Raw genomic sequence first — 26,662 nt, forward strand, 5'->3', positions numbered from 1 at the left:
CTACTGTAGCCTGAATGGAAATCACGCTTTATCGGCAAAAAGAGATGAAGTATCGCCAAGCGGACAAACAGCAGCCTTTGCTCGACCAGCTGGCCCGGCTGCAGCTGCCCCGGCCGCTCCTGGGGCAGCGGTGGTCCTTGCCCAACCAAGCCATTCACACTCCCCATGCTCACCCCTGGGTGCAGCTGTCCTGGGCCGCCGAAGGGGTGATCACGGTAGACACCCCCCATGCCCGTTTTGTGGCCCCGCCCAGCCGGGCAGTGTGGATCCCCCCGGGCCTGAGCCACGGTGTGTGGTGCACCGCCGGCACGCAGATTCGCAGCCTCTATATCGCTTCCGATGCAGTGCCGGCGCGGCCCTGCCTGGTGGTGGAAATCAGCCCGTTGCTCAGGGAGCTTATTCTGGCCTTCAGCCACTTTGAGGTGGAATACGACGAGGGCGGTGCCGAGGGCCGGCTGGTGGCGGTATTGCTCGACCGGCTGACAGCGGCACCGGGCTGCGCCCTGATGCTGCCCTGGCCCGATAATGAGATGTTATTCGGCATCTGCCACCATCTGGCCGAAAACCCGGACTGCCGCCGGCCCATGGGGTATTTCAGCCGGCAACTGGGCGTGAGCGACAAGACCCTGGGGCGGTATTTCATGCGCCACACCGGTCTGGGCTTTCGCCAGTGGCGCCAGCGCGCCCGCCTGCTCGCCGCCCTGCCCCTGCTGGAGCAAAACCTGCGCATTACCGATGTGGCACTGGAATGCGGCTACGACAGCCTGTCGGCCTTTATCGCCGCCTTTGGCGAACTGATGGGCTGCACACCGGGAGACTATGTACGCAGAAAGCAAGGATGAAGGCCGGACTTCTGCAACATACTCAGCCGTTTGCAGAGCCGTGCAACCTCGTCGGACAAAGCGCACAACTTCGCCGGCTCGCCGTAAACACTTCCATGTGGGCTCCGCTGCGCCATCCATGGCGCAGAGGGCACGGCGAAGCTGACGCCCTTTGCCCTCCTCGCTGAGCATCGCGTTGCCTGACAGCGTTTTGCAAGCAACAGTGAAGCTACACGAAGCAGCAGCAGGGATTGCCGTAGCCGACCGTCAAATTCCACGGCCGAAAAGTTGCTCCTGCATTTTCGACATTCCCGCCTTCCATGGCGGTCAGATGCATTTTCCGAGCGTCCATGGGGCGAGCTTGCTCGCCGTGACGAAGTAAAAAGGCTGACCGAACATTGATTATGTTCGCAGCTGCCTTTTTATTGAGTGGCGTTTAACGAAGCGTGTCGGCGGAGTGCAACCCTGCTGTTGCTTCGCACTGCGGCACAAACCAGCAAGTTTTTACACTTTTAACGGCAAGGCCGTGGTGTACTTGATTTGCTCCATGGCAAAGCTGGAGGTGATATCGGACAGGCCTTCGGTGCTGTTGATGAGCTTTTTGTAAAAGCGATCAAAAGCCTTGATGTCGGCCACCACCACCCGCAGCATGTAATCCCATTCGCCGGACATGCGGTAGAACTCCACCACCTCGTCAAAGGCGGTGACCGTCTCGGCAAAGCGCGCCAGCCAGCGGCTGTCGTGGTGCTGGGTTTTTATCTGCACAAACACCGACAGTCCCAGTCCCAGCCGCTCGGCATCGAGCAGCGCCACCCGGCCACGAATGTACCCGGCCTCTTCCAACCGCTTCACCCGCTTCCAGCAGGGGGTGGTGGACAGGTTCACCGCCTCCGCCAGATCCTTCAGCGCCAGGGTGACGTCCTGCTGCAACAGGGCCAGTATTCGACGATCGAAATTATCCATTCGCTTAACCACCCATTAAGAGAAAAATTTTCTAAAAATTATCCATCATGACGGGAACAAGAGAAAACTTTTTCCGTTGAGTGAGAATACAATTCCTGCCATTCCCCAGTTTTCACGGACGCCATCTTATGAGCCAGTGGACCCGCACCGCCCTTAAAATTCTCTCCAGCGATCAGCTGCGCACCTCGGATACCCACCTTTACCGGCTGGATATTCCCGCCCTTGAAGGCATCGATATCTACCTCAAGGACGAAAGCACCCACCCCACCGGCAGCCTCAAGCACCGGCTGGCCCGCTCGCTGTTTCTGCACGCCATCTGCAGCGGCAGGGTGCGTGAAGGCACCCATGTGGTGGAGGCATCATCCGGCAGCACCGCAGTGTCGGAAGCCTATTTCGCCAAACTGCTGGGGCTGCCCTTTACCGCCGTGATGCCGGCGTCCACCACCCGCAGCAAAATCGCCCAGGTAGAACGCCTGGGCGGCCGCTGTCACTTTGTGGAGCATGCCAGCGAGGTCTATGCCGCCGCCGAACGGCTGGCCCACGACACCGGTGGCCACTACATGGATCAGTTCACCTATGCGGAGCGGGCCACCGACTGGCGCGGCAACAACAACATAGCCGAAAGCATTTTTCGCCAGCTGGCGGAAGAGCCCCACCCGGAGCCTGAGGCCATCGTGATGAGCGCCGGCACCGGCGGCACCTCCGCCACCCTGGGCCGTTACATCCGCTATGCCGGCCTGAACACCCGGCTGGTGGTGGTGGACCCGGAAAACTCGGTGTTCTTCGACAGCTTTCAGCAGCAGGATGCCAGCCTCACCAGCCGGGCCTGCGGCCGCATTGAAGGCATTGGCCGCCCCAGAGTGGAGGCGTCGTTTCTGCCCGAGGTGATCGACCGCATGATCAAGGTGCCCGACGCCGCCAGCATCGCCACCATTCACTGGCTGGAGCGCGTGCTGGGGCGCAAGGCCGGCGGCTCTACCGGCACCAACCTGTGGGGCGTGCTGCAACTGGCGCAGGAAATGCAAAAAGCCGGCAAAACCGGCTCCCTGGTCACCCTGATGTGCGACGGCGGCGAGCGCTACCTCGACACCTACTACAACCCGGAGTGGGTCGCCGAACACATCGGCGATATTCGGCCCTGGAGCGAACAGCTGGCCCTGTTGGGCTAACCCACCAAGCCGGAAGCCAATCACAAATCGTCAAAGAGAACACAACGCGAAGCAGCAGTGCGGTTGCACTCCGCCGACACGCTCCAAGCCCATCCGTGGGACGCTCGGTAAATGTCATCCCTGACATTTGACGGTCGGCTCCGGCAATCCCCACTGCTGCTTCGGGCAGCATGGGCGTTGCCCGCTTCCTATCAGGAAGCCAAATTGCACCACTTATAGCTGACCGCTTACAGCTCCCTCGAAGAGGGTTTCCGGCTTTCCCTTAAGACCAGCATGCAGGGGGTGAGCAGCAGGGTCAGCAGGGTGGCAAAGGCCAGGCCGCCGGCAATGGCGCTGGAGAGCTGGGTCCACCACTGGGTGGAGGGCGCGCCCAGCCCCAGGGACGGCGCCAGCAGGTCCACATTCACCCCCAGCACCATGGGCATCAGCCCCAGTACCGTGGTAATGGCGGTGAGCAGCACCGGGCGCAGACGCAGGCAGCCGGTTTCCAGCGCCGCCTCCACCGGGTTCATGCCATCGGCCCGCAACTGGTTGAAGGTGTCGATCAGCACGATATTGTTGTTCACCACTATGCCCGCCAGGGCGATGATGCCCATACCCACCATCACAATGCCGAACGACTGACCGTTCAGCAGCAGCCCCATCAGCACCCCGGCGGTGGAAAACACAATGGCCGACAGCACCAGCGCGGTCTGGTACAGGCTGTTGAACTGGGTCACCAGGATCAGCGTCATCAGCAACAGCGCCACCACAAAGGCGGTGGTCAGAAACTGCGCCGCTTCACGCTGATCCGCATCTTCTCCGGCCACGGTCAGGGCCACGCCATCCGGCAGTGTCACACCACTTCGCTGCAGCGCCGTCAGCCGCTCGTCGAGGCGAAAGCCCTCGGCAATGTCGGCCTTGATGGTGACGGTGCGTCGGCCATCCACCCGGTGCAGGGTGCCCACCTTGGGCGCCGGGGTCAGGGTCACGAACTGGCTGAGCGGCACCTGGCCCCGGGGGGTATTCAGGGTCAGGCGGGAGAGCTGATCCACCGAGCGCCAGTGGCCTGGTAGCCGCACCCGAATGTCCACCTCGTCGCTGGCATCTTCCGGCCGGTAGCTGGCCAGGCGCAGGCCGTTGGTCACCAGCTGCACCGCATTGCCCACACTGAGCACATCGGCCCCCATGCGGGCGGCGGCTTCCCGGTTCACCCGCAGCCGCCATTCAATGCCCGGCAGGCTGCGATCGTCCTCGATATCGGCAAACCCGCCCAGTTCGATCATGGCATGACGCAGCCGATCGGTGGCCTCACTCAGGGTGGCATCGTCGCTGCCCGACAGCCGGATTTCCACCGGCTTGCCACCGCCCGGCCCCATTTGCTGCTCACGAAACTCCAGCGCCACCCCGGGAATATCGGCGGTACGCGCCAGCATGGTTTCCCGAATGGCGCTGGCCGGGCGGCGCAGATACCAGTCGGTGAACTGAAACTGCAGCACGCCAATCACATCGCTGCCGCGCTGGTTGTCGGCCATGGCAAAGCTGCGGGCATAGAGCGCCTTCACCTCGGTGAGGCCGGTGAGCCGGTGCTCCACTTCCCGCAGCAGGGCATCCTTCTCATAAACGGACAGATCCCCTCTGGCGCGCACCTGCAGCTGGGCGCTGTCGGGCTCGATATCGGGAAAGAACTCCACCCCGTGGTTAAAACGGGCATAACCGGCATAGATGAGCGCAATCAGCCCAAGAGTGCCCAGCAGGGTCAGCCCGGGGCGGCGCAGCAGCCAGGCCAGCAGCCGGCGGTAGTGGTTCAGTCCGGGCACCACCACAGGCGCTCTGGGCACACCACCGGCCCGGCCCAGCCCGCCCATGGTGGGCAAAAACACCAGCGCCATGGCCAGAGACGCCAGCAGACAGATGATCACGGTGGCGGGCAGGTATTGCATAAACTGGCCCACCACCCCGGGCCAGAACAGCAGCGGCAGGAATACCGCCAGGGTGGTAAAGGTGGAGGCGATCACCGGCCAGCTCATGCGATGGGCGGCGTTGATCCAGGCTTCCTTCGGTGTTTGCCCTTCGTGCAGGTGGCGGTCGGCCAGCTCGCTCACTACGATGGCCCCGTCCACCAGCATGCCCGCCACCAGAATAAGGGCAAACAGCACGATAATGTTCATGGTAAAGCCGATGCCCCAGATGATCAGAATACCGGCAAAAAAGGCGCCGGGAATGGTGAGGCCCACCATCACCGCCAGGCGCGCGCCCATGGTGGCCAGGATCAGCACCAGTACCAATGTCACGGCGGTGAGCACATTGTTGAGCAGATCCGCCAGCATGGTTTCAATCTGGGTGGACTGATCCATGATGTAGTCGATGTTCACCCCCTCGGGCAGCAGGGGCTGCGCCCGCGCCAGCAATGCCTTGACCCGGGCGATGGTCTCGATGATGTTGGCGCCGGCGCGCTTGCTCACCTCCAGCACCACACCGGGCTGGCCGTTGATGCGGGCAAAGCCGGCGGGATCCTTGAAGGTGCGCCGCAGGGTGGCCACATCGGCAAAGGTAACCACGCTATCGCCGCTCACCTTGAGCGGCAGGCCCAGCACGTCGTCCAGATCCTCGATCACCCCGGGTACCTTGATGGCCAGCCGGCCGGCGCCGGTGTCCAGGCTGCCGGCGGCCACCAGCCGGTTGTTGCGGGACACCAGATTGAACAGTTGCGTATAGTCGATGCCGTAGCCGTCGAGCACCTGGGGGTCGACCAGAATTTCCAGCACGTCTTCCCGGTCACCGCCGATGTCCACTTCCAGCACCTCGGCAATGCCCTCGATTTCGTCCTTGAGGCGGCGGGCAATCATCACCAGTTCGCCTTCCGCCAGCGGTCCCGACAGCGCCACCGACAACACCGGAAACAGCGCCACGTTGATCTCGTGCACCACCGGCTCGTCCGCTTCCTGGGGCAGTTCGCTGCGCGCCGAGTCCACCTTTTCACGCACTTCCTGCAGCGCCTGTTTGGGATCAAAACCGGCATCAAATTCCAGCATCACCGCCGCATGGCCCTCGCTGGCGGTGGAGGTCATTTTTTTCACCCCTTCCAGGGTGCGCAGTTCCTGCTCCATGGGCCGCACCAGCAGGCGCTCGCCGTCTTCCGGGCTGATGCCTTCCAGCGCCATGGACACATACATGATGGGAATGGTGACGTCGGGGTTGGCTTCCTTGGGAATGGCCTGGTAGGCCCCCACGCCACCCAGCAGCAACAGCATAAAGGCCAGCAGGGTGGCCCGGCTGCGGTACACGGCGGCGGCAATCAGGGCCCTCATTCGGCCGGCTCCCGCACCGCCACCGGCTCGCCCTCGGCCACAAAACCGGCGCCCCGGGTCACCACCCTGGGCCGTGCGGGCAGGCCGTCGACCCAGATCTCATTCGGGGTAATGGCGAGCAGGGTCACCGGCACCAGTTGCAGCCGGTTTTGCTCGTCCACCACCGGTACGCCGGGCCGGCCCCGTTCATCCAGCGCCAGCAACGCCGGCGACAGCCGGTGAGCCGGACGGGACGGCAGCACAATGCGCAACTCGGCACTGGCGCCGGCCAGGCGCTCCCCCTGCGGGTTGGCAAAACGGGCTTCCACCGCAAAGCTGCGGGTGGCGGCATCGGCGGCGCTGGCCACAAAGCTGAGGGTGCCGGCCAGCTCGCGGCCGTCCAGCAGCACGGCGGTGACCGGCAGGCCCGGAACCAGCCCGCTCACCTGCTGCTGGGGCACCTGCGCCATGAGTTTCAGCGCGCCGGCATCCACCAAGGTAAGCAAGGCATCGCCGGCCCTGACGTAATCCCCCACCTCCACGTGGTGAGCATCCACGGTGCCGGCAAAGGGTGCGGCCGGCCGGCTGTGCTCCAGCGCCAGCCGGGCCTGAGTGAGAGCCGCCTCGGCCTGGGAAGCGGCGGACTGACGCTGCAGGAAGTCGGTTTCGGCCAGCAGCCCCTTGCCCCTGAGCCGCTCGGCGGCGGCCAGCTCGGCCACCCGCAACGCCCGCTCCGCTTCGGCCCGGGCCAGGTTGACCTGGCGATCGTCGGTACTGAGTCTGAGCAACTCCTCGCCGGCACTGACCGCCTGGCCCAGCGCGGGCATTCGCTCTACCGTGCCTTCCACCCGGGCACGCATCACCAGTTGCCGCACCGCCTGCAGTTGCCCCTGCACCACCACCTCGGGCCGGTAGGGCTCGGCGGCCAGGGTCTGCACCTGCAGCCGGAACTCGGGCGCAGGGCTCGCCGCGGCGGCGGGCTCGGGAGCCTCGCTCGCCGCCTGATAAACCTGTCCCCGCCACAGCCAGAACACCACCACCAGCACCAGACCCAGCCCCCATGCCAGGGCCTGGTGCCTGCTCAGCCGTTCACGCCAACCCGTTGCCATCATGATGATTTCCGTGCCTTCAGAGTGATGGCTCAGCATATCAATTTGAAGTGGAGTCAAACAGGCTCACGGATCCCGGGAGCGACCGCCGTCACGCCGGGCAAAAACAAAAAGGCCCCGTGTCGAAACGGGGCCTTGCCATTGAACCGGGCTCGGGCTCAGTCGAGCTGGCTGCGCAGCCAGTCGAGCACAATGCCGTAGCTGGCGGGGAGCATGGGCTCCAGCTTGTCCAGCGCGGCCCTGGTGTCGGCCGCATTGCTCAGGCAGAAGTTGATGTGCCCCACCTTGCGGCCCGGACGCACCTCCTTGCCGTACCAGTACAGCTCGGCACCGGGCACCGACAGCCAGTCGTCGTTGCGCTCGGTGCCCACCAGGTTGACCATGACACTGGTGTTTTTCACCGTGGGCGCCACCAGTGGCAGGCCGGCCACGGCGCGCAGATGCGCCTCGAACTGGCTGACGTTGGCACCGGCCTGAGTCCAGTGACCGCTGTTGTGTACCCGCGGCGCCAGCTCGTTGATGAGCAGCCGATCGCCGACCCGGAAGCACTCCATGGCCATGACGCCGACATAGTCGAGGTCGTTCATCAGGGTACCCAGCATGCGCTCGGCCTCGGCCTGCAGGTGCGCCAGCCGCGCCAGCGGCGACACCGAGCCCAGCAGAATGCCGTTCACGTGCAGGTTGAGGGTCAGCGGATAGAAATAACACTGGCCGTCTTCGCCGCGCATGCCGACGACGGAGGCTTCCTCGTCAAAATCGATGGCCTGCTCGGCAATGGCCTGCTCGTGCCAGTCGTCGGGAATGGCATCCCGGCCCGGCTCGCGCAGCCAGTGCTGGCCGCGACCGTCGTAGCCGCCGGTGCGGCGCTTGAGCAGCACCCGCTCACCCAGGACGTGGTGCAGATCCTCGGCGCTGGTGTCGGTTTCCACCAGCCGCCAGGGCGCGGTGGCCAGACCCAGCCTGTCGATCAGTGACTTCTGGGTGTAGCGGTCGGCGAGAATAGGAAAGGTGTTCAGGTTCACAAACGCCGGGTGCGCCGCCAGCTGGCGGGTGGCGGCGGTTTCGGGCCACTGTTCGCGCTCGGCGGTCACCTTTTCATGGGCTTCCAGCGGAAAGGTGTCTTCGGACTCAATATCAACCGGACGTACATCCAGATTGAGGGGCATACCCGCATGTTTCAGCATCTGGCCGAGCTGGCCGGCACCCAGTACCCAGATACGGCTCATGCGTCCTCCCGCGGATCCGGGCTACCCAGCACGGTGCTGGTCTGCTCGTTGCGGAACGCTTCCAGCCGCTCGGCCAGCTCGGCGTCGTGATTCGCCAGCATCTGGCAGGCCAGCAGGCCGGCGTTGAAGGCACCGGCGGTGCCGATGGCCAGGGTACCCACGGCCACACCCTTGGGCATCTGCACGATGGACAGCAGGCTGTCGAGGCCGCTCAGGGCCTTGCTCTGTACCGGCACGCCCAGCACCGGCAGGCGGGTTTTGGCAGCCACCATGCCCGGCAGGTGGGCGGCACCGCCGGCACCGGCGATAATCACCTGATAGCCGCGCTCCACCGCCTTTTCACCGAATTCCATCAGCTTGTCGGGGGTGCGGTGCGCCGACACCACTTCCACTGTGTAGGACACCTGCAGCTTGTCCATGATCTCTGCGGCGCCCTGCATGGTGGGCCAGTCGCTTTTCGAGCCCATGATGACGGCAACTTTTGCTTGCATGACTACTCCTGTTCAACAACGTTCAGCATGTTCTGGTGGATCTGGGGGAGCGCGGATTATACCGAAAGCGCGGTTTTGCAGCCAGTGAAAGGGTGGACATTACCTGACTCAGTCGTTAAGGTATTGGCGCTCAAAAGCCGACCTAACCAACTTTGAGGAGGTGCACGCCTTATGATGGGCGCCATAGAAGCTCTGCCCTGACGCACGGATCCGTGCCGTCGACCGCACAATACCAGGCTAACGCCAACGTCTTACAGAAGCGCCGCGCTTCACCGCAAAACACACTCTCGCTGTTTGCCGAACCTCGTTCACGGGTTCCACACGTCCGTTGCCGTCAGCCAGGTCGTCCTTATTCGCGCCCCGCAATCCGCCTTCGCGAGACTGCCGGCGCTTGTCTGTGTTTTTCGCAAGACAGGGAGATGAACTTGGAACTCTATCAATTTTCCAGCACGACCGTGCTGCTGCTGCTGGCCGCCTTTTACGGCGGAACCTACTTAATCACCACCTTCATCAAGAAGGAGCAGGAAGACACCGACGCCTTTATGGTGTCCAACCACAGCGTAGGCTTTGGCATGGGCGCGGCCAGCATGACCGCCACCTGGATCTGGGCCGCCTCCTTCTACGCCGCCGCCACCTCGGGCTACACCTATGGCGTGTCCGGCCCGCTGCACTACGGCCTGTGGGGCGCACTGATGATTTTGTTCATCTACCCCTTTGGCCGGCGCTTTCGTGCCCTGGCGCCCAACGCCCATACCCTGGGTGAGGTGATCCACGCCCGTCACGGCTCCTCCAGCCAGCTGATCCTGGCGTTTTCCAACCTGCTGGGCAGCATCATCAGCCTGATGGTGAACTTCACCGCCGCCGGGGCTCTGGTGTCGGTGCTGTCGCCGCTGTCGTTCCAGACCGGGGTGATCATCGCCGGTGTGGGCGTGCTCAGCTACACCCTGTGGTCGGGCTTTCGTGCCTCCGTGCTCACCGACTTCGCCCAGCTGATTGCGCTCATGGCCATTGCCGTGGTGATCATTCCCGCCGTGCTGTTTGCCATGGGTGGCCCGGCCGAGGTGATGAACGGCTTTGATCACCTCACCGCCGAGCAGGCCAACCTGTTCTCCACCGAGGCCATTCTGCATCAGGGCGCGCCCTATTTTGTGGCGGTGCTGGCCTATGCCATTGGTAACCAGACCATTTCCCAGCGGCTGTTTGCGGTGAATGAGCAGCACATCAAGCCTACCTTTATTACCGCTACCCTCGGTTACGGCGCCATTGTGATTGGCCTGGGCATGATTGGCCTGATGGCACTGGCCAACGGTGTTGAGCCCCTCAACGGCGACATGAACAACCTGATCCCGCAGATGGTGTCCAGCTACCTGCCGCCGGTGTTTATCGGCCTGTTCTTTATTCTGGTGATCGGCTCGCTGTCTTCCACCGCCGACTCGGACCTGTCGGCGCTGTCCGCCATCGTGATGGCCGACGTCTACGGCAAGAACATCGCCAGGGGCAAGGCCGATCCCAAACGCATGCTGTTTATCGGCCGGCTGACCATGATAGTGGCCACCATGCTGGGCATCGTGTTCGCCAGCTTCTCCCTCGACATTCTGGTGATGCTGGTGTTTGTGGGCGCGCTGTGGGGGGCCATCGTGTTCCCGGTGATCGCCAGCTGTTTCTGGAACCGGGTCACCAACCGCGCCTTTACCTCGTCGGTGATTGTGGCCCTGCTCATGTTCTGCGTGGCCCGTTTTGAGCTGTTGCCCATGACCGGTGCCGTGGCCCTGGCGTTTGAACTGCTCGCCAGCCTCGGCGGCGGCGTGGTGATCGGCCTGATGGCGTTTGGCTTTTTTGGCCGCCACGTCGGCTTTATTGCCGGCATTCTCGCCGGCCTGGCGCTGATGTATTTCGCCACCGGTTTCCTGCGGGAATACACCGTACTGCTGTCTTCCCTGGTGGCCTACGGCGTCAGCACCCTGGTGTGTGTGGTGATGAGCCTGATGGAACGCCGGGAATTCGACTTTGACCTGATCAAGCAGCGCGTGGGCAACTACGACGATCGCTTTGAACATGCCACTCCGGCGGCCATGCAAACCGCCGACCTTGCCAAGGAGTCCTGAGATGAACGAACTGACCCTGGGGGCCTACATTCTGATCTGGCCCGCTCTCACCCTCTGGGTGCTGATCATGATCTGCCGCGGCGTGTGGAAAGACATTGTCGCCGCCAGAAAGGAAAACCGCGAGCTGGTGTAACCACAGCGGAAAGCAAAAAGCGGACCCCTTGGGGTCCGCTTTTTTATGCTCAGGCCGCCAGCCAGCGGGCATAGAGCGGTATGCCCACCAGCACGTTAAAGGGAAAGGTCACCGCCAGCGAGGCCAGCATGGCGAGGCCAATGTCGGCTTTTTCGATGGCGGCGCCAATGGCGGCCGGCGCGGCAATGTAGGAAGCACTGGCCACCAGCGCCACCAGAATGAGCGCACTGCCCGCCGGCAGACCGAGCAGGGTGGCGGTCAGCGCACCCAGGCTGGCCAGCGCTAGGGGAGCCACCAGCGCAAACAGCATCACCGGCCAGCGTTTCCAGGGCACCGGCGTCAGCGCCTTGGCCGCGCACAGCCCCATTTCCAGCAAAAACAGTGCCAGCAGCGCCTTGAAGGCGTGAATAAACAGCTCACTCACCGGCGCTGCCCGTTCGGGGCCATAGAAATAACCGATAAGCACACCACCGGTGAGCAGCACCACGCCCCGGCTGGTCAGGGCTTCATGCCACACACTGCCGCTGCTGGCAACACCATCCTGGCCCGCCAGCCGCTTGTACAGGGAAATGGCCACCACGATGGCGGGCAGCTCCAGCAGCACCAGGTAGAGGGTGGTTTCCGGCGCGATCTCCAGCTGCAGGGTCTGGGCGTAGGCCAGGGCCACCGCAAAGGTGCCGGCACTCACCGAGCCGTAGTGGGCGGCCAGGCTGGCACTGTTGGCCTGATCCAGGCGCAGCAGCCGCCGGGCCAGCGGGTAGCACAGCAGCGGGATCAATACGCCCAGTGAGGCCACCGCCAGCAGCTCCGGCACCAGCTGCCAGTGCAGGTTGCCGTGCAGCGCCAGCCCGCCCTTGAAACCGATGGTCAGCATAAGCAGGATCCCCAGGGTATCGTAGGCCGCCTTGGGCACCTGCAAATCGGAGCGGGCCAGTCCCGCCACCACTCCCAGCGCAAAAAACGCCACCACTATATCCGGCATATTCACTCCTCTTTTATTTGATTGGCAACACGCACAGCCGTGCCCGCGGCAAAGCGTCAAGCCTGCCGGCACAAAAGAAAACGGGCTGTAAGCAAGAGCCGGCCGAAGCCGGCTCTGGAAAGTGGCGACATTGTGCGTTGACGGCGCTATAGTTTCCAATAAATGTTAATTAACTCAGATATAGATAATCATCCATGAATGTACGCCACCTGACCTTTCGCCTGCTGCAGGTGTATGTGGCCGTGGTGCGGCTGGGCTCGGTGTCCCGGGCCGCCGCCCAGCTGCACCTGACCCAGCCCACCGTCTCCCAGCAGCTCAAGCGCCTGGCCGAGGCGGTGGGCGAACCACTGCTGGATGGCCAGATGAAACCCACCTTTATCGGCACCGAGCTCTACCATGCCGCCCTCGACGCCCTGTCCCGCTTTGACGACTTTGGCGGTTTTCTGCAGGACGCCCGCCAGGGCACCCGGGGCAGCTTCAGCATTGGTGTGGTGACCACCGCCAAATACATATTGCCCCGGCTGCTGGGACCTTTTAACCGGCAATATCCCGGGGTGGAGGTATCCATCAGCGTGGGCAACCGGGGCTATATTCTGGAGCGCCACCGCCACCAGCAGGACGACGTCTACCTGTTCAGCCACCCGCCCACCGGCGAGCACACCCTGAGCGGACGCTTTATTCACAATCCGCTGGTGCTGATCACCCCTCCCGATCACTGGGCGGTGAAACAACCACCGGCGCGCTTTGCCGATCTGCTCAACGAGCGCTTTTTACTGCGGGAGCCGGGCAGTGCCACCCGGCTGGTATTCGAGGAATGGCTGCGCAGCCGCAACCTGCAACTGAAGCGGGTGATGCAGATAGAAAGCAACGAGGTCATTCGCATGAGCGTGGAGCAGGGCCTGGGGCTGGCGGTGCTGTCCGAGCACACCCTGGCGGAAGGCCAGCAGCGGCTGGGCCGGCCGGCCCTGGCCGAATTCCCGCTCGGCAGCTACTGGTATCTGGTGTGCCACGGCAACCGCCGCCTGCCCTATCCCGCCGCCAACTTCGTGCGCTTTGTCAACGACCACCTCGCCCGCTGCGTGGACGAGCGCTACATTCACAACGATCTGGCCGCCCTGCTGGGGCATATCGGCAGCGACCTGCAGCCGGAGTAAGCCGGTCTCCCGGGGCAGCGGTGGCAAAGCCCAATACGGGGGCAAGCAACCGGTCCGTGGGCCGGCCTGACTGGCGGGCGAGTCGCTCAGACACCGGGAGCAAGCCGCCATTCGGCCCGCCGGCGGTGCAGCAAACGGCCCCGGGGCCCCCGGCCCTGCTCCAGTATGCGCACTCGACCCTGTTCCACACTCAGCACCGTCTGGGACCGGGTGCCGTAGTCGTCGCCGGTAATAAACACCGACGACAGCCGCCGCTCCAGCTCAAAGGGCACACCGGTCTCGGGCAGGGCGGCGTCGGGGGCGCGGGTGGGGTCACTGAGCAGCGCCAGGGCGGCATCATCGTCACCGGCCGTCAGGCCGGCCAGACCGCGCTTCAGCCGCACCGTTTTGGGCCAGGGCGTGTTCAGCAGGCCATTAGAGAGCCCGTAAATACCGGCCTGCAGCGCGTGCGCCCCGGCTTCACAGCGATTGCCGCCATAGTAAAACGCACCGCTGCGCAGATCCCCCACCAGCAGGTTAAAGCCGGCGTAGTCATCGCCTCGCTGCAGCACCTGCCGCACATACTCGGCCGGGCTGCGCTCGCCGGTGAGAAAACCGGTGACCAGCTCCCCCCGGCTGCGCTTGCCGGCCTGAAGCGCCCCTTCACGAAAATTGGTGAGCGCCGCAAAACGGCCGCTTCGCGTAATACCCAGCCAGGTGCCGCCGGCCTGCAGATCCCGTCCGGCCCAGAGCCCGGGATGCTCCGGCCACCAGCCGGCGGGCGCCGTGGGCCGGGCATGAAATTCATCCCGGTTGGCCAGCAACAGCAACCGGCCGTCGGCCGGTTGCCAGTCAAAGGCAATTAAACACACATCCTGTTACCTCTTTGCATCACACTTTCCAGCCGGCCCTGTGCTCCGGGTGATTACTGCCCGGGTTCACGCACGCGCCAGAAACTGGCAAAACGGGGCAGACCGGTGGCGGTTTCGCCCCGGTAGCGATAGGTCACCACGCTGCCCGGCGCCGGCGGATGGCGGCGCTGCGCGTCGCTGAAACCGGTGCCCAGTTTAAAACGCCGGCCGTCTGCTGTCTCGACCAGCAGCGCCCCCATCATGCCGGCGTATTTGCCCTGCCCCGGCAGGTGGGCCAGCACGGTGGCCTCGGCATCCTGAAACTGTTTGAGCTTGAGCAGATGCTGATTCCGGCCGGCGGTATAACGGGCCTGGCGATGATGCAGCATCAGCCCCTCTCCGCCTTTGGCGGTCACCTCATCCAGCAACGCGGCCAGGGCGGCGGCATCGGTGACCCGACGCTGCTCCACCCATTGCAGCCAGGGCAGGTTCAGCTCAGCCAGCAAACGTTCCAGATGTGCCGCCCGCTGCTCAAAGGGCTGAGCGCTTGCGGGCGAGTCAAATACCATAAAGCGAATATGCCGCCACTGTGCCTCAACGGGTTCGAAACGGCGCACCGCCGCCGACAGCTCGGCAAAGCGGCCGCGCCCCAGCCACAACTCGCCATCGAGAGGCATGTCGGGAAACCCGGCCACAAACCAGTCGGGAGCGGCCAATACATGACCGCCACGGGAAATCAGCTGCCGGCCGTTCCAGTATGCCCGCACTCCGTCGAGCTTTTCGCTCACCAGATAGTCGGCCGGGTTGTGGTGCGCAGCATACTCCACTGCCAGTTGCAGCGGCGGCGCCTCGGCCCGGACCGGCAACAGCGGCACCAGCCATAACAAGGGAATGACCAGAGGGATGGCTTTCATGTCGTGCTCCTGGTTGTTTTTCCAGCAAAGTCTAGCCGGTGTACAACAAACAGCCGTCATTTTTGCTGATCGGGCACCACCTGCACGGGCCGGGCGGCAAACCAGCCACAGCCCAGCTGCCACAGTTGCAGCACCATCAACAGCAGCAGGGCGCCCTGCCAGGCGTCTTGCCAGTCCCGCAGCAGGCCCAGGGCCGCCGGCCCCGCCGCTGCCAGCAGGTAGCCCACGCTCTGGGCCATGGCCGACAGCGCCGTGGCCTGGGCGGTATTGCTGGCCCGCAGCACAAAAAACGACAGCGCCAGGCTGAGGGCACCGCCACAGCCCACGCCAATCAGGGATGCCCACAGCAGGGGGGCCGCCGCCGGCTGCCACCATAACCCCGCCAGCCCGGCAAACGAGGCGATAAAAATGCTCACCACCAGCCGGCGCTGGCTGGCCAGGCGGGCCGCCAGAATCGGCACCAGAAAGTTGAACGGAATGCTGACCAGGTTGATCAGCGCGGTGGCGGTGCCGGCCTCATGGGCATTCAGGCCGCTCTCCAGCAGGATCTTGGGCAGCCAGGTGGCCATGGAATAGAAATAAAACGACTGCAGTCCCATGTAAAAGGTAATGGCCCAGGCCAGCCGGTCGCGCCACAGGCTCACCCTGACCGGGTTGGCCGGGCGTCCGACCCCCTTCACCCTGAGCATGGGCAGCCAGAACAGCACGCACAGCAGCGGCAATACCGCCCACAGGGCCACCGGGTAATGCCAGTGGCCAAAGTGCTCCTGCAGCGGCACCGCCAGGTATACCCCCAGGCCCGCGCCGGTGCTCAGGGTCACCGAGTAGAGTCCGGTCATCAGCCCCACCCGGCGGGGAAAAAACGCCTTCACCAGCCCGGGGATCAGCACGTTGAGCAGGGCAATGGCCGCCCCCAGCAACAGCGTGCCCAGCAGCACCAGAGCGTAGTCGCCGGCCAGCCGCAACAGCACGCCGAAACTTATTACCAGCAATCCGGCAATGGCCAGCACCTGGGGCGACCAGCGCCGGGACAGCGCCGGCACGCACAGGGAAAGAATGCCAAAGCAGAGCAAGGGCAGTGTGGTCAGCAGGCTGAAGGCGCTGGCGCTGATGGCCAGGCTGGCGCGGATCTGTTCCACCAGGGGTCCCACCACTACAATGCCACCGCGCAGATTGGCCGCGGCCAGCAGCAGGGCCATCACCGCCAGGGCAGCGACCAGGGGGCGGCCGTTAAAGGGGTCTTCCGGTGCGGAGTCTGTGCTCATTGTTGTTATACCTTGTTGACGTAAACGGCGGGAAAGCGGTTCATGTTAGGAGTGATGCCGGCCCGGCTCAAGCCATTAAAAACCCCTTTTGTGTGACCGCCCCCCTCACGGGACAGGACTTAACGGGTTAGAATCACAAAAGAAAATCATGAAACGGAAGGGATTATGCTGGATCCGAAAGACATTACCGCCGTTATTCTGGCCGGGGGCCGGGGGCTGCGCATGCAGGGGGCCGACAAGGGTCTGCTGCCATTGTGGGGCCGGCCGCTGGTCAGCCATGTGCTGGAGCGGCTCTCTCCTCAGGTGGGGCAGGTGCTGATCAATGCCAACCGCAATCTGGAGCACTACCGGGAGCTGGCCACCGTGATCCCCGACGACGGTTACCAGTTTGCCGGGCCGCTGGCCGGGTTTGAGGCCGGACTCACTCACGCCCCCAGCGAATGGGTACTGTTCGTGCCCTGCGACAGCCCGCTGGTACCCGCCGATCTGGCCGCACGGCTGTGCGCCTCGGTGCACCGCCACGACCAGATTGCCGTGGTGGACGATGGCACTCAGCTGCATGCCGCCACCGCCCTGATTCACCAGTCGCTGCTGCCGTCCCTGTGCAATTACCTGGACGGCGGCGATCGCAAACTGCAACTGTGGTATGAACGCCACCAGCTGGTGCCGGTGGATTTCAGCGATCAGGCCGAAGCCTTTTATAACCTGAATACCCCCGAGGCGCTGGTAGCGCTGGAAGGGCGGGGCGAAACCTAAAAAAGGGGCGGAGACATTAACAATGACTCCGCCCTCCTTTCTTGCTTAACGGCCGAAGTAACGCACAAACTGCGCCGGATCCCGCTCGGGCAGCTTGCGCACCGCCACCTCCGGCGTGCCCAGATACAAAAAGCCGACAATCTGATCCTGCTCTTCCAGCCCCAAATCCCGGTGCACACCCCTGTCAAAGGCAAACCAGCCGGTACGCCAGATGCCGTTGAACCCCATGCTCTGGGCCGCCATCTGCATGGCCATGAGAGCACAGCCGGCAGACAGCTCCTGCTCCAGACGCGGCACCTTGTCGTGCTCCTTCACCTTGGCCACCACGGTAATCACCATGGGCGCGCGCAACGGCGCATTGCGGGCCTTGTCGATGGCGTCCTCACTTTCCCCCTGCACCTCGGCGGCGGCGGCCAGCACATCCCCCAGGGCCCGGCGCTGCTCGCCTTCAAACACGATAAATTCCCAGGGCGTGAGAGCGGCATGATCCGGTGCGCGCAGGGCGGCGCGGAACAGAGTGTCCAGCTGCTCGCCGGCGGGGGCCGGCGCCACCAGGCGGGGGTTGGAGTGGCGGTTCAGTAACAGTTCCAGTGCGTCCATCTATTTACTCCTGTTTTGAGACCGCGTTACCTTACCAGCCCGGGCCTGAGGCATAAAGCCTTCTACAGCGCCAGGGCCAGCTCGGTGCCCCGGCGAATGGCGCGCTGGGCGTCGAGCCCGGCGGCCCGCTCGGCGCCGCCGATCAGGTGCACCCGTTTTCCCACCCGCTGCAGTGCCGGCAACAGGCCCGGCTCCGGCTCCTGACCGGCGCAAAGCACGATGTGATCCACCGCCAGGCATATTGCCTCGCCGTTGCGTTCAATGTGCAGGCCCTCATCATCGATGCGCACATAGCGCACTCCCCCCCACAGGTGCACACCGTAATGACGCAGGCTGGCCTTGTGGATCCAGCCGGTGGTCTTGCCCTGCCCCCGGCCGGGCTCGCCCGGACTGCGCTGCAGCAGCCACACCTGCCGTGCCGCCGGCGGTTGCCGTGGCGGCATCAGGGCGCCGGGTGCACGATAAGTCATATCAATGCCCCATTCCGCCAGCCAGTCCGGCAAGGAAGGAGATGGCTTCACCAGCAGAAAGTGCGCCATATCCACCCCAATGCCACCGGCACCGACAATGGCCACCCGCCGGCCCGGTTGCACTCGGCCACTCAGGACCTCGGGGTAATCGAGCACCCTGGCATGCTCGATGCCGTCAATGGCAGGCCGGCGTGGCCGTACCCCGGTGGCCAGCACCACTTCGTCAAAGTTCGCCAGACTTTGCACGCGGGCCTCGGTCTGCAGGCGCAGCGTCACCCCCGTCTCGGTGAGCCGCTGGCGAAAGTAACGCAAGGTTTCGGCAAACTCCTCCTTGCCGGGGATGTGGCAGGCAAAGTTGAACTGGCCGCCGATTTCGCCGCTGCGCTCAAACAGGGTCACGCTGTGTCCCCGCTCGGCGGCGGTACAGGCAACGGCCAGGCCCGCCGGGCCCGCGCCCACCACCGCCAGCCGTTTGGCTGGCGCGGCGGGCGTGACCCTGAGCTCGGTTTCAAAACAGGCAAAGGGGTTGACCAGGCAACTGGCCCGCTCGCCCTCAAACACCCGGTCCAGACAGGCCTGGTTACAGGCGATGCAGGTGTTGATGCGTTCGGGGGTGCCGGCTTCGGCTTTGGCCACAAAGCGGGCATCGGCCAGAAAAGGCCGGGCCAGACACACCAGATCCGCCTGTCCCGAGGCAAGCAGATGCTCGGCCACCTCCGGCGTGTTGATGCGGTTGGTGGCCACCACCGGCACCGTCAGAGACTGTTTCACCCGCTCGGTAATCCAGCCAAAGGCCGCCCGGGGCACGCTGGTGGCAATGGTGGGCACCCGCGCCTCGTGCCAGCCGATGCCGGTATTGATGAGCGTGACCCCGGCCCGCTCCAGCGCCTGGCCCAGCTCTATCACCTCGTTCAGGGCAGAACCCTGCTCCACCAGATCGAGCATGGACAGGCGAAAAATAATGATGAAGTGCGGCCCCACGGCCGCGCGCACGGCACGCACAGTTTCCACCGCCAGCCGCCGGCGGTTGGCGGCACTGCCGCCCCAGGCATCGGCTCTATGATTAGTGCGCGGGCACAGGAACTGGTTGATGAGGTAACCTTCGGAGCCCATGATTTCGACCCCGTCGTAACCGGCCCGCCGTGCCATGAGCGCGGTGTGGGCAAAATCGGCAATACAGCGGCGAATGCGCCGTTCACTCATGGCGCGGGCCCTGAACGGGCTGATGGGGGCCCGCCCGGCCGAGGGCGCCTCGGCAAACGGATGCAGGGCATACCGCCCGGCATGCAGAATTTGCAGGGCAATCTTGCCACCGGCCGCGTGTACCGCGGCGGTTACCTTGCGGTGGCCGCGCAGCTGCCAGGGAAAGCTCAGCTGGGCCCCGTGGAGCGTGAGCCGGCCACGCAGGCTGGGGGAGATGCCCCCGGTAATGATCAGCGCCACGCCGCCCTCGGCCCGCTCCCGGTAAAAGGCGGCCAGCTTGTCAAACCCGCCGCGCTGCTCTTCCAGCCCGGTATGCATGGAGCCCATCAGTACCCGGTTCTTCAGCCGGGTAAAGCCCAGATCCAGAGGGGTGAACAGGTGAGGATAGGCGCGCATAGGATCTCCACAGGCAGGCCATGACCGGCTTCGTCAGGCTAGTGGATGGCCGGGTATTTTTCAAACAGGCGTTTTACTCCGCTTTTCCGTGAAACACGCAGCAGTTGCCGGGGCCATGCATGGAAATGTTCATGGCGCCACGTCATAATGGACTGATTCGACCCTCTTTTTTAAGGCGTTGCTATGTGGTCTGCCATCAAGTGGTTGTTTCGCACCCTGGGCCGGGTGCTGAGCGTACTGCGCACCCTGCTCATCAATCTGTTCTTTCTGTTGGGGCTGCTGTCCGTTTTCATTATTTTCTTCAGCGAGAAGGAAGCCCCCACCCTGCCGTCCAGCGCCGCCCTCACCCTGGACATTAATGGCCCGGTACTGGAGCAGGATGCCCAGGCCAGCCCCCGCCGCCTGCTGAACCGGTGGCTGGCGGGCGACGAGGCGCCGCCCGCCCTCACTCTGGGACAAATCAAGCAGGCCCTGGCCCTGGCCCGCAACGATGACCGCATCAAGGCGGTGGTGCTCAAACTGCAGAACATGAGCGAGTCGAGCCTGACCCGGCTGGATGAAATCGGTGCCGCCCTGGAGAGCTTCAAGACCTCGGGCAAGCCGGTGTATGCCATTGGCGATTACTATACCCAGGGGCAGTATTACCTGGCGGCCCACGCCGACGAGATCTGGCTGAACCCCGCCGGCGCCGTGACCATTCAGGGGCTGGGCGTGTACCGGCTGCACTACAAGTCGGCCTTTGAGCGTTTTGACATTACCCCCCATGTGTTCCGGGTGGGCACCTACAAGTCGTTTGTGGAGCCCTACCTGCGCGACGACATGTCGGCGGAAAGCCGGGAAGACGCCCTGCGCTGGCTGGGCCAGCTGTGGCGCCACTATCAGGACAATGTCAGCACCCTGCGCAACATTCCCGCCGATCACATCAGCCCGGGCAAGGAGCTGCTGCTGAGCCGGTTTCGCGCCGTGGGCGGTGATCCGGCCAAATATGCCCTGGAGCAGGGGCTGGTGGACAAGCTCGCCACCCGACACGACATGCTGCGCCATGTGGGCCAACTGGCGGGCTGGGATCACCAGGCCGGCAGCTACCAAAGCCTGAGCGTCAGCCGCTACCTGGCCCATCACCCCGATGAGAAAAGCACCGCCCCGGCGGTGGGGCTGATTACCGCCAGCGGTGCCATCATGAGCGGCGAACCCGGGCCCAATACCATCAGCGACGAGCAGCTCTCACGGCTCATCGATCAGGCCCGGCGCGACAACGACATCAATGCCCTGGTGCTGCGCATCGACAGCCCCGGCGGCAGCGCCTTTGCCGCCGAGCAGATCCGCGCCGCCCTGCTGCGCTTCAAGGAAAGCGGCAAGCCGCTGGTGGTATCCATGGGCAGCACCGCCGCCTCGGGGGGGTACTGGATTGCCGCCGATGCCAACAAGATCTACGCCGCCCCCACCACCCTCACCGGCTCCATCGGCGTGTTCGGCCTGTTTCTCACCTTTGAAGACGCCCTGGCCAAACTCGGCCTGAATACCGACGGCGTGGGCACCACCGATTTTGTCGGCGCCGGCCTCACCACCGGCCTGCCCAAACACGCGCAGGAGCTGATTCAGTTGGGGGTCGAGCACACCTATGACCGCTTCGTCACCCTGGTGGCCGAAGGCCGGGCACTGGAGCCGAGGCAGGTGGAAGCGGCCGCCCAGGGGCACGTGTGGACCGGCACCGATGCCCAGGCGCTGGGACTGGTGGACGAGCTCGGCTATCTGGACGACGCCCTGGCCGGCGCCGCCGAGCTGGCCGGCCTGCCCGAATACCGGGTGAAAAAAATACAGCTGCCCCGCTCGCCCAGGGAGCTGCTGATGGAGCAGTTGCTGGACACCAATCTCGACGCTGCCGCCCTGCTGCAGTCGGCCCTGCCCGAGGCCTTGCGCCCGGCCGGCGCGCAGCTGGGCCAGGAGCTGAATACCCTGTCCCGTTTTAACGACATTCGCGGCCAGTATGTGCTGTGCGTGGAATGCCAGGAGTTCTGAATGAACCGCAAGAAAATCTACATCGCCTACACCGGCGGCACCATCGGCATGCAGAAGTCCGCCAAGGGCTATATTCCCCTGGCGGGCTTTATGACCGACAGTCTGGCCGCCACCCCGGAGCTGCATCGTCCGGAAATGCCCGCCTACCACATCAGCGAATACGAGCCCTTAATCGACTCGTCGGACATGACCCCCGCCGACTGGCAGCGCATTGCCGACGATATTCGCGCCCACTACGATCAGTACGACGGCTTTGTGGTACTGCACGGCACCGACACCATGGCCTTTACCGCCTCGGCGTTGTCGTTCATGCTCGAAGATCTGGACAAGCCGGTGATCGTCACCGGCTCCCAGATCCCGCTGGTGGAGCTGCGCTCCGACGGCCGCACCAACCTGCTCAACGCCCTCTATATCGCCGCCGAGTACCCCATTCACGAGGTGGGACTGTTTTTCAATAACCGGCTCTATCGGGGCAACCGGGCCAGCAAGGTGCATGCCGACGGCTTCAACGCCTTTGACTCCCCCAATTTTCCACCCCTGCTCAACGCCGGCATCCATATCAGCCTTGAAAGCGGCACCCTCAGCCAGACCAGTGGCAAGCCGCTGACGGTCAGCCCCATCACCCCCCAGCCCATCGGCGTGGTCACCCTCTACCCCGGGATCAGCGCCGAGGTGATCGCCAACCTGCTGCGCCAGCCGGTCAAGGCCCTGCTGCTGCTGTCTTACGGCGTGGGCAATGCGCCCCAGAACGAGGCCATGCTCGGCCTGCTGACCGAGGCCTCGGCCCGGGGCGTGGTCATCGTCAACCTGACCCAGTGCCTGCGGGGCTCGGTAAACATGGAAGGCTACGCCACCGGCAAGGCGCTGGCCGATGCCGGGGTGATCTCGGGCTATGACATGACCACGGAAGCGGCCCTGACCAAGCTGCACTACCTGCTGAGCAAGGGCCTGCCCCCCGAGCAGATCAGAACGCTGATGGGGCAAAGCCTGCGGGGCGAACTGACCCGGCCGGCAAGCTAAACCACAGATACAAAAAAACCCGCCGAGGCGGGTTTTTTACGAATATCGACGAGAGCGGTCGATCAGAGCACCTTGATCTCGGATGCCTGCGGACCCTTGGCGCCCTGAGTGGCGGTGTAGGATACCTGCTGACCTTCGCTCAGGGTTTTGAAGCCGTCGCCAACAATCGCGGAGAAGTGGGCAAACAGATCCTTGCCGCCGTCAGCCGGAGTGATGAAGCCAAAACCTTTTTCTTCGTTGAACCATTTTACAGTGCCAGTAGCCATGTGTACTTACCTTTTTAAACATATGAATGAGCAAATGCTCGAAGACGCAATAAATATCAAATAAGGGAAGCCTGGAGACTGAAGAACCGAAAGGGACCAACAATGTACTGATGCTGCACTGACTTGAGAATCTTGCTGAGGTGCACTCTACGGCAGTACGGGGGGCGCGTCAAACACTATCGGCAAAAAAACAGAACATTTTTTATACAGCACTAAAAAGGCACCCTAAGGTGCCTTTTGAATCTATCTGTATCGAGAGCTTACTTGCCGCTGGCCACCCGGGCATGCATTTCCTGCACGGAAATGACCGACTCGGTGGCGTCGTGGGCCATGGCCATCACGGTGGCAAAGGCCCCGTTCAGGGTCGTGGTGTACGACAGCTTCTGGGCCAGGGCGCCGCGGCGCAGCTGACGGGAGTCCTCGATGGCCTGACGACCCTCGGCGGTGTTCACGATGTAGCTGTACTCGTTGTTCTTGATGCGATCAAGAATGTGCGGGCGACCTTCGTGCACCTTGTTCACCAGACGCGGGTTGATGTTGGCCTCACCCAGCACCACGGCGGTGCCGTGAGTGGCATCGATCTGGTAACCGGCCTCGATCAGGCTGGCGGCCAGATCCACCACCCGCTGCTTGTCGCTGTGACGCACCGACAGCAGGGCACGGCCTTCCTTCGGTACCGCCTTGCCGGCGCCCAGATGGGCCTTGCCAAAGGCGGCGGCAAAGGTCTCGCCCACGCCCATCACTTCACCGGTGCTGCGCATTTCCGGGCCCAGCAGCGGGTCAACGCCGGGGAACTTGTTGAACGGCAGCACCACTTCCTTCACGGAGTAGTAAGGCGGAATGATTTCCTCGGTCACGCCCTGCTCGGCCAGGGACTTGCCGGCCATGGCCCGGGCCGCCACCTTGGCCAGGGGCACACCGGTGGCCTTGGACACGAAGGGCACGGTGCGGGCGGCACGGGGGTTCACCTCAATCAGGTAAATCTCGTTGTCCTTGACCGCGAACTGCACGTTCATCAGGCCGACCACGCCCAGCTCCAGCGCCAGCTTGCGCACCTGCTCGCGCATCTCGTCCTGAATGGACTGGCTCAGGGTGTAAGGCGGCAGCGAGCAACCGGAGTCGCCGGAGTGCACGCCGGCCTGCTCGATGTGCTCCATGATGCCGCCGATGACCACGTCCTTGCCGTCGCAGATGGCGTCGATGTCCACCTCGGTGGCGTCGTCCAGGAAGCGATCCAGCAGCACCGGGGACTCGTTGGACACGCTCACCGCCTCGTTGAAGTAACGGCGCAGATCCTGCTCGTCATAGACGATTTCCATGGCCCGTCCGCCCAGTACGTAGGACGGACGCACCACCAGCGGGTAACCGATGTCCACGGCCAGGTTCACGGCCTGATCCAGGGCGGTGACGGTGGCGTTCTGGGGCTGCTTCAGGCCCAGACGGTCCACCGCCTGCTGGAAGCGCTCGCGGTCTTCGGCGCGGTCGATGGCGTCGGGGCTGGTGCCGATAATGGGCACACCGGCCGCTTCCAGGGCACGGGCCAGTTTCAGCGGAGTCTGGCCGCCGTACTGCACGATCACGCCCTTGGGCTGCTCCACGCGCACGATTTCCAGCACGTCTTCCAGAGTGACCGGCTCAAAGTAGAGACGGTCGGAGGTGTCGTAGTCGGTGGACACGGTTTCCGGGTTACAGTTGACCATGATGGTCTCGTAACCGTCTTCGCGCAGGGCCAGTGAAGCGTGCACGCAGCAGTAGTCGAACTCGATGCCCTGGCCGATACGGTTGGGGCCGCCACCCAGCACGATGATCTTGTCCTTGTCGGACGGGTTGGCTTCGCACTCTTCGTCGTAGCTGGAGTACATGTAGGCGGTGTTGGTGGCAAACTCGGCGGCACAGGTATCCACCCGCTTGTACACAGGGAAGATCTCGTGGCGATGACGCAGCTTGCGCACTTCGTTCTCACTCACACCCAGCAGCTTGCCCAGGCGCGCATCGGCAAAGCCCTTGCGCTTGAGGGCACGCAACAGCTCGGGGGTCAGCCCGGCCAGGCCCACTTCCTTGACCTGCTCTTCCAGCTTCACCAGCTCTTCGATCTGCACCAGGAACCAGCGGTCGACGTTGGTCAGCTTGAACACGCCGTCCACGGACATGCCGGCCCGGAAGGCATCGGCGATGTACCAGATACGCTCGGCACCCGGATCCTGCAGCTCGTGACGGATGCGGGCCAGGCTTTCGGGTTCGTTCAGGTCAACCACGGGATCGAAACCGCTCATGCCGGTTTCCAGGCCGCGCAGGGCCTTCTGCACCGACTCCTGGAAGTTGCGGCCGATGGCCATGACCTCACCCACGGACTTCATCTGGGTGGTCAGACGATCGTTGGCGCCGGCGAACTTCTCGAAGTTGAAGCGCGGGATCTTGGTCACCACGTAGTCGATGGCCGGCTCGAATGAAGCCGGAGTGCGTCCGCCGGTGATGTCGTTCTGCAGCTCGTCCAGGGTGTAGCCCACGGCCAGCTTGGCGGCGATCTTGGCGATGGGGAAGCCGGTGGCCTTGGACGCCAGGGCGGAAGAACGGGACACCCGGGGGTTCATCTCGATGATGACCATGCGGCCGTCTTTGGGGTTCACGCCAAACTGCACGTTGGAGCCGCCGGTTTCCACACCGATTTCGCGCAGCACCGCCATGGAGGCGTTGCGCATCAGCTGGTATTCCTTGTCGGTCAGGGTCTGAGCCGGCGCCACGGTAATGGAGTCGCCGGTGTGCACGCCCATGGCGTCGAAGTTTTCGATGGCGCAGACGATGATGCAGTTGTCGTTGCGATCCCGCACCACTTCCATCTCGTACTCTTTCCAGCCGATCAGGGACTCGTCAATGAGCAGCTCGTTGGTAGGCGACAGGTCCAGGCCACGGGTACAGATTTCTTCAAATTCTTCGCGGTTGTAGGCAATGCCGCCGCCGGTGCCGCCCATGGTGAAGCTGGGACGAATGATGCAGGGAAAACCCACTTCCTCCAGCACACCGTAGGCTTCGTCCATGTTGTGGGCGATGCCGGCGCGGGGACATTCCAGGCCGATGCTCTTCATGGCCTGGTCGAAGCGGTGACGGTCTTCGGCCTTGTCGATGGCATCGGCGGTGGCGCCGATCATTTCCACACCGAACTCGGCCAGCACGCCGTGCTTTTCCAGCTCCAGGGCGCAGTTCAGCGCGGTCTGGCCACCCATGGTGGGCAGAATGGCGTCGGGGCGCTCCTTCTCGATGATCTTGCGCACCACCTGCCAGTCGATGGGCTCGATGTAGGTAGCGTCGGCCATCTCCGGATCGGTCATGATGGTGGCCGGGTTGGAGTTCACCAGAATGACGCGGTAGCCTTCTTCGCGCAGGGCCTTGCAGGCCTGGGCGCCGGAGTAGTCGAATTCACAGGCCTGGCCGATCACGATGGGGCCGGCGCCCAGGATCAGAATGCTCTGTATGTCTGTACGTTTTGGCATGACTCTACCCTAC

The 26,662-nt window shown here is 63.9% G+C and carries 21 protein-coding genes; 8 read left to right on the top strand and 13 right to left on the bottom strand.

The genetic code is table 11. From position 1 onward, the window contains the following. Window positions 1-44 precede the first annotated feature (44 nt). Window positions 45-842 carry an AraC family transcriptional regulator gene (locus PU634_RS09315; protein WP_306760531.1) on the top strand — a complete coding sequence of 266 codons (798 nt, stop codon included), beginning with the start codon at window positions 45-47 and terminating at the stop codon, window positions 840-842. 483 nt (window positions 843-1,325) lie between these two features. On the opposite strand, the gene PU634_RS09320 is transcribed toward PU634_RS09315, so the two are convergent. After that, window positions 1,326-1,784, bottom strand: coding sequence for an Lrp/AsnC family transcriptional regulator (locus PU634_RS09320; protein WP_306760532.1), 459 nt, complete (start codon window positions 1,782-1,784; stop codon window positions 1,326-1,328). 128 nt (window positions 1,785-1,912) lie between these two features. Here PU634_RS09320 and PU634_RS09325 point away from each other — a divergent pair, with 128 nt between their 5' ends. Then, the gene (locus PU634_RS09325) at window positions 1,913-2,953 is read left to right on the top strand and encodes a PLP-dependent cysteine synthase family protein (protein WP_306760533.1); all 1,041 of its coding nucleotides are present in this window, start codon (window positions 1,913-1,915) and stop codon (window positions 2,951-2,953) included. Window positions 2,954-3,180: 227 nt separating this feature from the next. Here the strand turns inward: PU634_RS09325 and PU634_RS09330 are convergent, their stop codons facing one another. From PU634_RS09330 to purE, 4 genes are all read right to left on the bottom strand, one after another. Beyond that, window positions 3,181-6,243 (bottom strand): efflux RND transporter permease subunit, encoded by a 3,063-nt coding sequence (locus PU634_RS09330; RefSeq protein WP_306760534.1) that lies wholly within the window; start codon window positions 6,241-6,243, stop codon window positions 3,181-3,183. After that, on the bottom strand, window positions 6,240-7,334 hold the full coding sequence (locus PU634_RS09335; protein WP_306760535.1) for an efflux RND transporter periplasmic adaptor subunit: 1,095 nt from the start codon (window positions 7,332-7,334) through the stop codon (window positions 6,240-6,242). Before PU634_RS09335 ends, PU634_RS09330 begins: the two co-directional genes overlap by 4 nt. A 155-nt stretch (window positions 7,335-7,489) precedes the next feature. Continuing rightward, window positions 7,490-8,557 (bottom strand): 5-(carboxyamino)imidazole ribonucleotide synthase, encoded by a 1,068-nt coding sequence (gene purK / locus PU634_RS09340; RefSeq protein ID WP_306760536.1) that lies wholly within the window; start codon window positions 8,555-8,557, stop codon window positions 7,490-7,492. Next, the gene (purE, locus tag PU634_RS09345; protein WP_306760537.1) at window positions 8,554-9,048 is read right to left on the bottom strand and encodes a 5-(carboxyamino)imidazole ribonucleotide mutase; all 495 of its coding nucleotides are present in this window, start codon (window positions 9,046-9,048) and stop codon (window positions 8,554-8,556) included. Before purE ends, purK begins: the two co-directional genes overlap by 4 nt. A 419-nt stretch (window positions 9,049-9,467) precedes the next feature. Here purE and PU634_RS09350 point away from each other — a divergent pair, with 419 nt between their 5' ends. Together PU634_RS09350 and PU634_RS09355 are read left to right on the top strand one after the other, a co-directional pair. Then, on the top strand, window positions 9,468-11,153 hold the full coding sequence (locus PU634_RS09350) for a sodium:solute symporter family protein (protein WP_306760538.1): 1,686 nt from the start codon (window positions 9,468-9,470) through the stop codon (window positions 11,151-11,153). A 1-nt stretch (window position 11,154) separates the two neighbouring features. After that, window positions 11,155-11,286 carry a putative transporter small subunit gene (locus PU634_RS09355; protein ID WP_306760539.1) on the top strand — a complete coding sequence of 44 codons (132 nt, stop codon included), beginning with the start codon at window positions 11,155-11,157 and terminating at the stop codon, window positions 11,284-11,286. A 49-nt stretch (window positions 11,287-11,335) separates the two neighbouring features. On the opposite strand, the gene PU634_RS09360 is transcribed toward PU634_RS09355, so the two are convergent. After that, on the bottom strand, window positions 11,336-12,268 hold the full coding sequence (locus PU634_RS09360; RefSeq protein ID WP_306760540.1) for a sodium-dependent bicarbonate transport family permease: 933 nt from the start codon (window positions 12,266-12,268) through the stop codon (window positions 11,336-11,338). A gap of 194 nt (window positions 12,269-12,462) precedes the next feature. On the opposite strand from PU634_RS09360, the gene PU634_RS09365 reads away from it, so the two are divergent. Further along, window positions 12,463-13,422, top strand: a complete 960-nt coding sequence (locus tag PU634_RS09365) for a LysR family transcriptional regulator (protein WP_306760541.1) — start codon at window positions 12,463-12,465, stop codon at window positions 13,420-13,422. 86 nt (window positions 13,423-13,508) lie between these two features. Here PU634_RS09365 and PU634_RS09370 read toward each other — a convergent pair whose 3' ends face one another. The 3 genes from PU634_RS09370 to PU634_RS09380 are packed head-to-tail and all read right to left on the bottom strand — an operon-like array spanning window position 13,509 to window position 16,431. Beyond that, window positions 13,509-14,273, bottom strand: a complete 765-nt coding sequence (locus tag PU634_RS09370; RefSeq protein ID WP_306760542.1) for an NRDE family protein — start codon at window positions 14,271-14,273, stop codon at window positions 13,509-13,511. Window positions 14,274-14,326: 53 nt separating this feature from the next. After that, entirely contained in the window at window positions 14,327-15,166 is an 840-nt protein-coding gene (locus PU634_RS09375) for a DNA ligase (protein ID WP_306760543.1), read from the bottom strand. 56 nt (window positions 15,167-15,222) lie between these two features. Continuing rightward, window positions 15,223-16,431: a CynX/NimT family MFS transporter gene (locus PU634_RS09380; RefSeq protein ID WP_306760544.1), complete on the bottom strand. Its 1,209-nt coding sequence runs from the start codon at window positions 16,429-16,431 to the stop codon at window positions 15,223-15,225. 165 nt (window positions 16,432-16,596) lie between these two features. Here PU634_RS09380 and mobA point away from each other — a divergent pair, with 165 nt between their 5' ends. Beyond that, a complete protein-coding gene (gene mobA, locus PU634_RS09385; protein WP_306760545.1) occupies window positions 16,597-17,187 on the top strand; it encodes a molybdenum cofactor guanylyltransferase MobA in 591 nt (196 codons plus the stop codon). 45 nt (window positions 17,188-17,232) lie between these two features. On the opposite strand, the gene PU634_RS09390 is transcribed toward mobA, so the two are convergent. Both PU634_RS09390 and PU634_RS09395 read right to left on the bottom strand, forming a co-directional pair. Then, entirely contained in the window at window positions 17,233-17,787 is a 555-nt protein-coding gene (locus PU634_RS09390; protein ID WP_306760546.1) for an NAD(P)H nitroreductase, read from the bottom strand. A gap of 62 nt (window positions 17,788-17,849) precedes the next feature. Then, window positions 17,850-19,856, bottom strand: a complete 2,007-nt coding sequence (locus tag PU634_RS09395) for an NADPH-dependent 2,4-dienoyl-CoA reductase (RefSeq protein WP_306760547.1) — start codon at window positions 19,854-19,856, stop codon at window positions 17,850-17,852. A 183-nt stretch (window positions 19,857-20,039) separates the two neighbouring features. On the opposite strand from PU634_RS09395, the gene sppA reads away from it, so the two are divergent. Both sppA and ansA read left to right on the top strand, forming a co-directional pair. After that, on the top strand, window positions 20,040-21,875 hold the full coding sequence (sppA, locus tag PU634_RS09400; protein ID WP_306760548.1) for a signal peptide peptidase SppA: 1,836 nt from the start codon (window positions 20,040-20,042) through the stop codon (window positions 21,873-21,875). After that, entirely contained in the window at window positions 21,876-22,895 is a 1,020-nt protein-coding gene (gene ansA, locus PU634_RS09405; protein ID WP_306760549.1) for an asparaginase, read from the top strand. A 62-nt stretch (window positions 22,896-22,957) separates the two neighbouring features. On the opposite strand, the gene PU634_RS09410 is transcribed toward ansA, so the two are convergent. Together PU634_RS09410 and carB are read right to left on the bottom strand one after the other, a co-directional pair. Next, window positions 22,958-23,161, bottom strand: a complete 204-nt coding sequence (locus PU634_RS09410) for a cold-shock protein (protein ID WP_306760550.1) — start codon at window positions 23,159-23,161, stop codon at window positions 22,958-22,960. A gap of 260 nt (window positions 23,162-23,421) precedes the next feature. Further along, complete coding sequence (carB, locus tag PU634_RS09415; RefSeq protein ID WP_306760551.1) at window positions 23,422-26,649, bottom strand: carbamoyl-phosphate synthase large subunit; 3,228 nt, start codon at window positions 26,647-26,649, stop codon at window positions 23,422-23,424. Window positions 26,650-26,662: the final 13 nt, after the last annotated feature.

This window comes from Oceanimonas pelagia (assembly GCF_030849025.1).
GTDB lineage: Bacteria > Pseudomonadota > Gammaproteobacteria > Enterobacterales > Aeromonadaceae > Oceanimonas > Oceanimonas pelagia.

What these genes read in the sequence shown, in the direction of transcription:
- PU634_RS09315 (WP_306760531.1), top strand. Translation starts at nt 45, where the DNA reads ATGAAGTATCGCCAAGCGGACAAACAGCAGCCTTTGCTCGACCAGCTG.
- PU634_RS09320 (WP_306760532.1), bottom strand. Translation starts at nt 1,784, where the DNA reads ATGGATAATTTCGATCGTCGAATACTGGCCCTGTTGCAGCAGGACGTC.
- PU634_RS09325 (WP_306760533.1), top strand. Translation starts at nt 1,913, where the DNA reads ATGAGCCAGTGGACCCGCACCGCCCTTAAAATTCTCTCCAGCGATCAG.
- PU634_RS09330 (WP_306760534.1), bottom strand. Translation starts at nt 6,243, where the DNA reads ATGAGGGCCCTGATTGCCGCCGCCGTGTACCGCAGCCGGGCCACCCTG.
- PU634_RS09335 (WP_306760535.1), bottom strand. Translation starts at nt 7,334, where the DNA reads ATGATGGCAACGGGTTGGCGTGAACGGCTGAGCAGGCACCAGGCCCTG.
- purK (WP_306760536.1), bottom strand. Translation starts at nt 8,557, where the DNA reads ATGAGCCGTATCTGGGTACTGGGTGCCGGCCAGCTCGGCCAGATGCTG.
- purE (WP_306760537.1), bottom strand. Translation starts at nt 9,048, where the DNA reads ATGCAAGCAAAAGTTGCCGTCATCATGGGCTCGAAAAGCGACTGGCCC.
- PU634_RS09350 (WP_306760538.1), top strand. Translation starts at nt 9,468, where the DNA reads ATGAACTTGGAACTCTATCAATTTTCCAGCACGACCGTGCTGCTGCTG.
- PU634_RS09355 (WP_306760539.1), top strand. Translation starts at nt 11,155, where the DNA reads ATGAACGAACTGACCCTGGGGGCCTACATTCTGATCTGGCCCGCTCTC.
- PU634_RS09360 (WP_306760540.1), bottom strand. Translation starts at nt 12,268, where the DNA reads ATGCCGGATATAGTGGTGGCGTTTTTTGCGCTGGGAGTGGTGGCGGGA.
- PU634_RS09365 (WP_306760541.1), top strand. Translation starts at nt 12,463, where the DNA reads ATGAATGTACGCCACCTGACCTTTCGCCTGCTGCAGGTGTATGTGGCC.
- PU634_RS09375 (WP_306760543.1), bottom strand. Translation starts at nt 15,166, where the DNA reads ATGAAAGCCATCCCTCTGGTCATTCCCTTGTTATGGCTGGTGCCGCTG.
- PU634_RS09380 (WP_306760544.1), bottom strand. Translation starts at nt 16,431, where the DNA reads ATGAGCACAGACTCCGCACCGGAAGACCCCTTTAACGGCCGCCCCCTG.
- mobA (WP_306760545.1), top strand. Translation starts at nt 16,597, where the DNA reads ATGCTGGATCCGAAAGACATTACCGCCGTTATTCTGGCCGGGGGCCGG.
- PU634_RS09390 (WP_306760546.1), bottom strand. Translation starts at nt 17,787, where the DNA reads ATGGACGCACTGGAACTGTTACTGAACCGCCACTCCAACCCCCGCCTG.
- PU634_RS09395 (WP_306760547.1), bottom strand. Translation starts at nt 19,856, where the DNA reads ATGCGCGCCTATCCTCACCTGTTCACCCCTCTGGATCTGGGCTTTACC.
- sppA (WP_306760548.1), top strand. Translation starts at nt 20,040, where the DNA reads ATGTGGTCTGCCATCAAGTGGTTGTTTCGCACCCTGGGCCGGGTGCTG.
- ansA (WP_306760549.1), top strand. Translation starts at nt 21,876, where the DNA reads ATGAACCGCAAGAAAATCTACATCGCCTACACCGGCGGCACCATCGGC.
- PU634_RS09410 (WP_306760550.1), bottom strand. Translation starts at nt 23,161, where the DNA reads ATGGCTACTGGCACTGTAAAATGGTTCAACGAAGAAAAAGGTTTTGGC.
- carB (WP_306760551.1), bottom strand. Translation starts at nt 26,649, where the DNA reads ATGCCAAAACGTACAGACATACAGAGCATTCTGATCCTGGGCGCCGGC.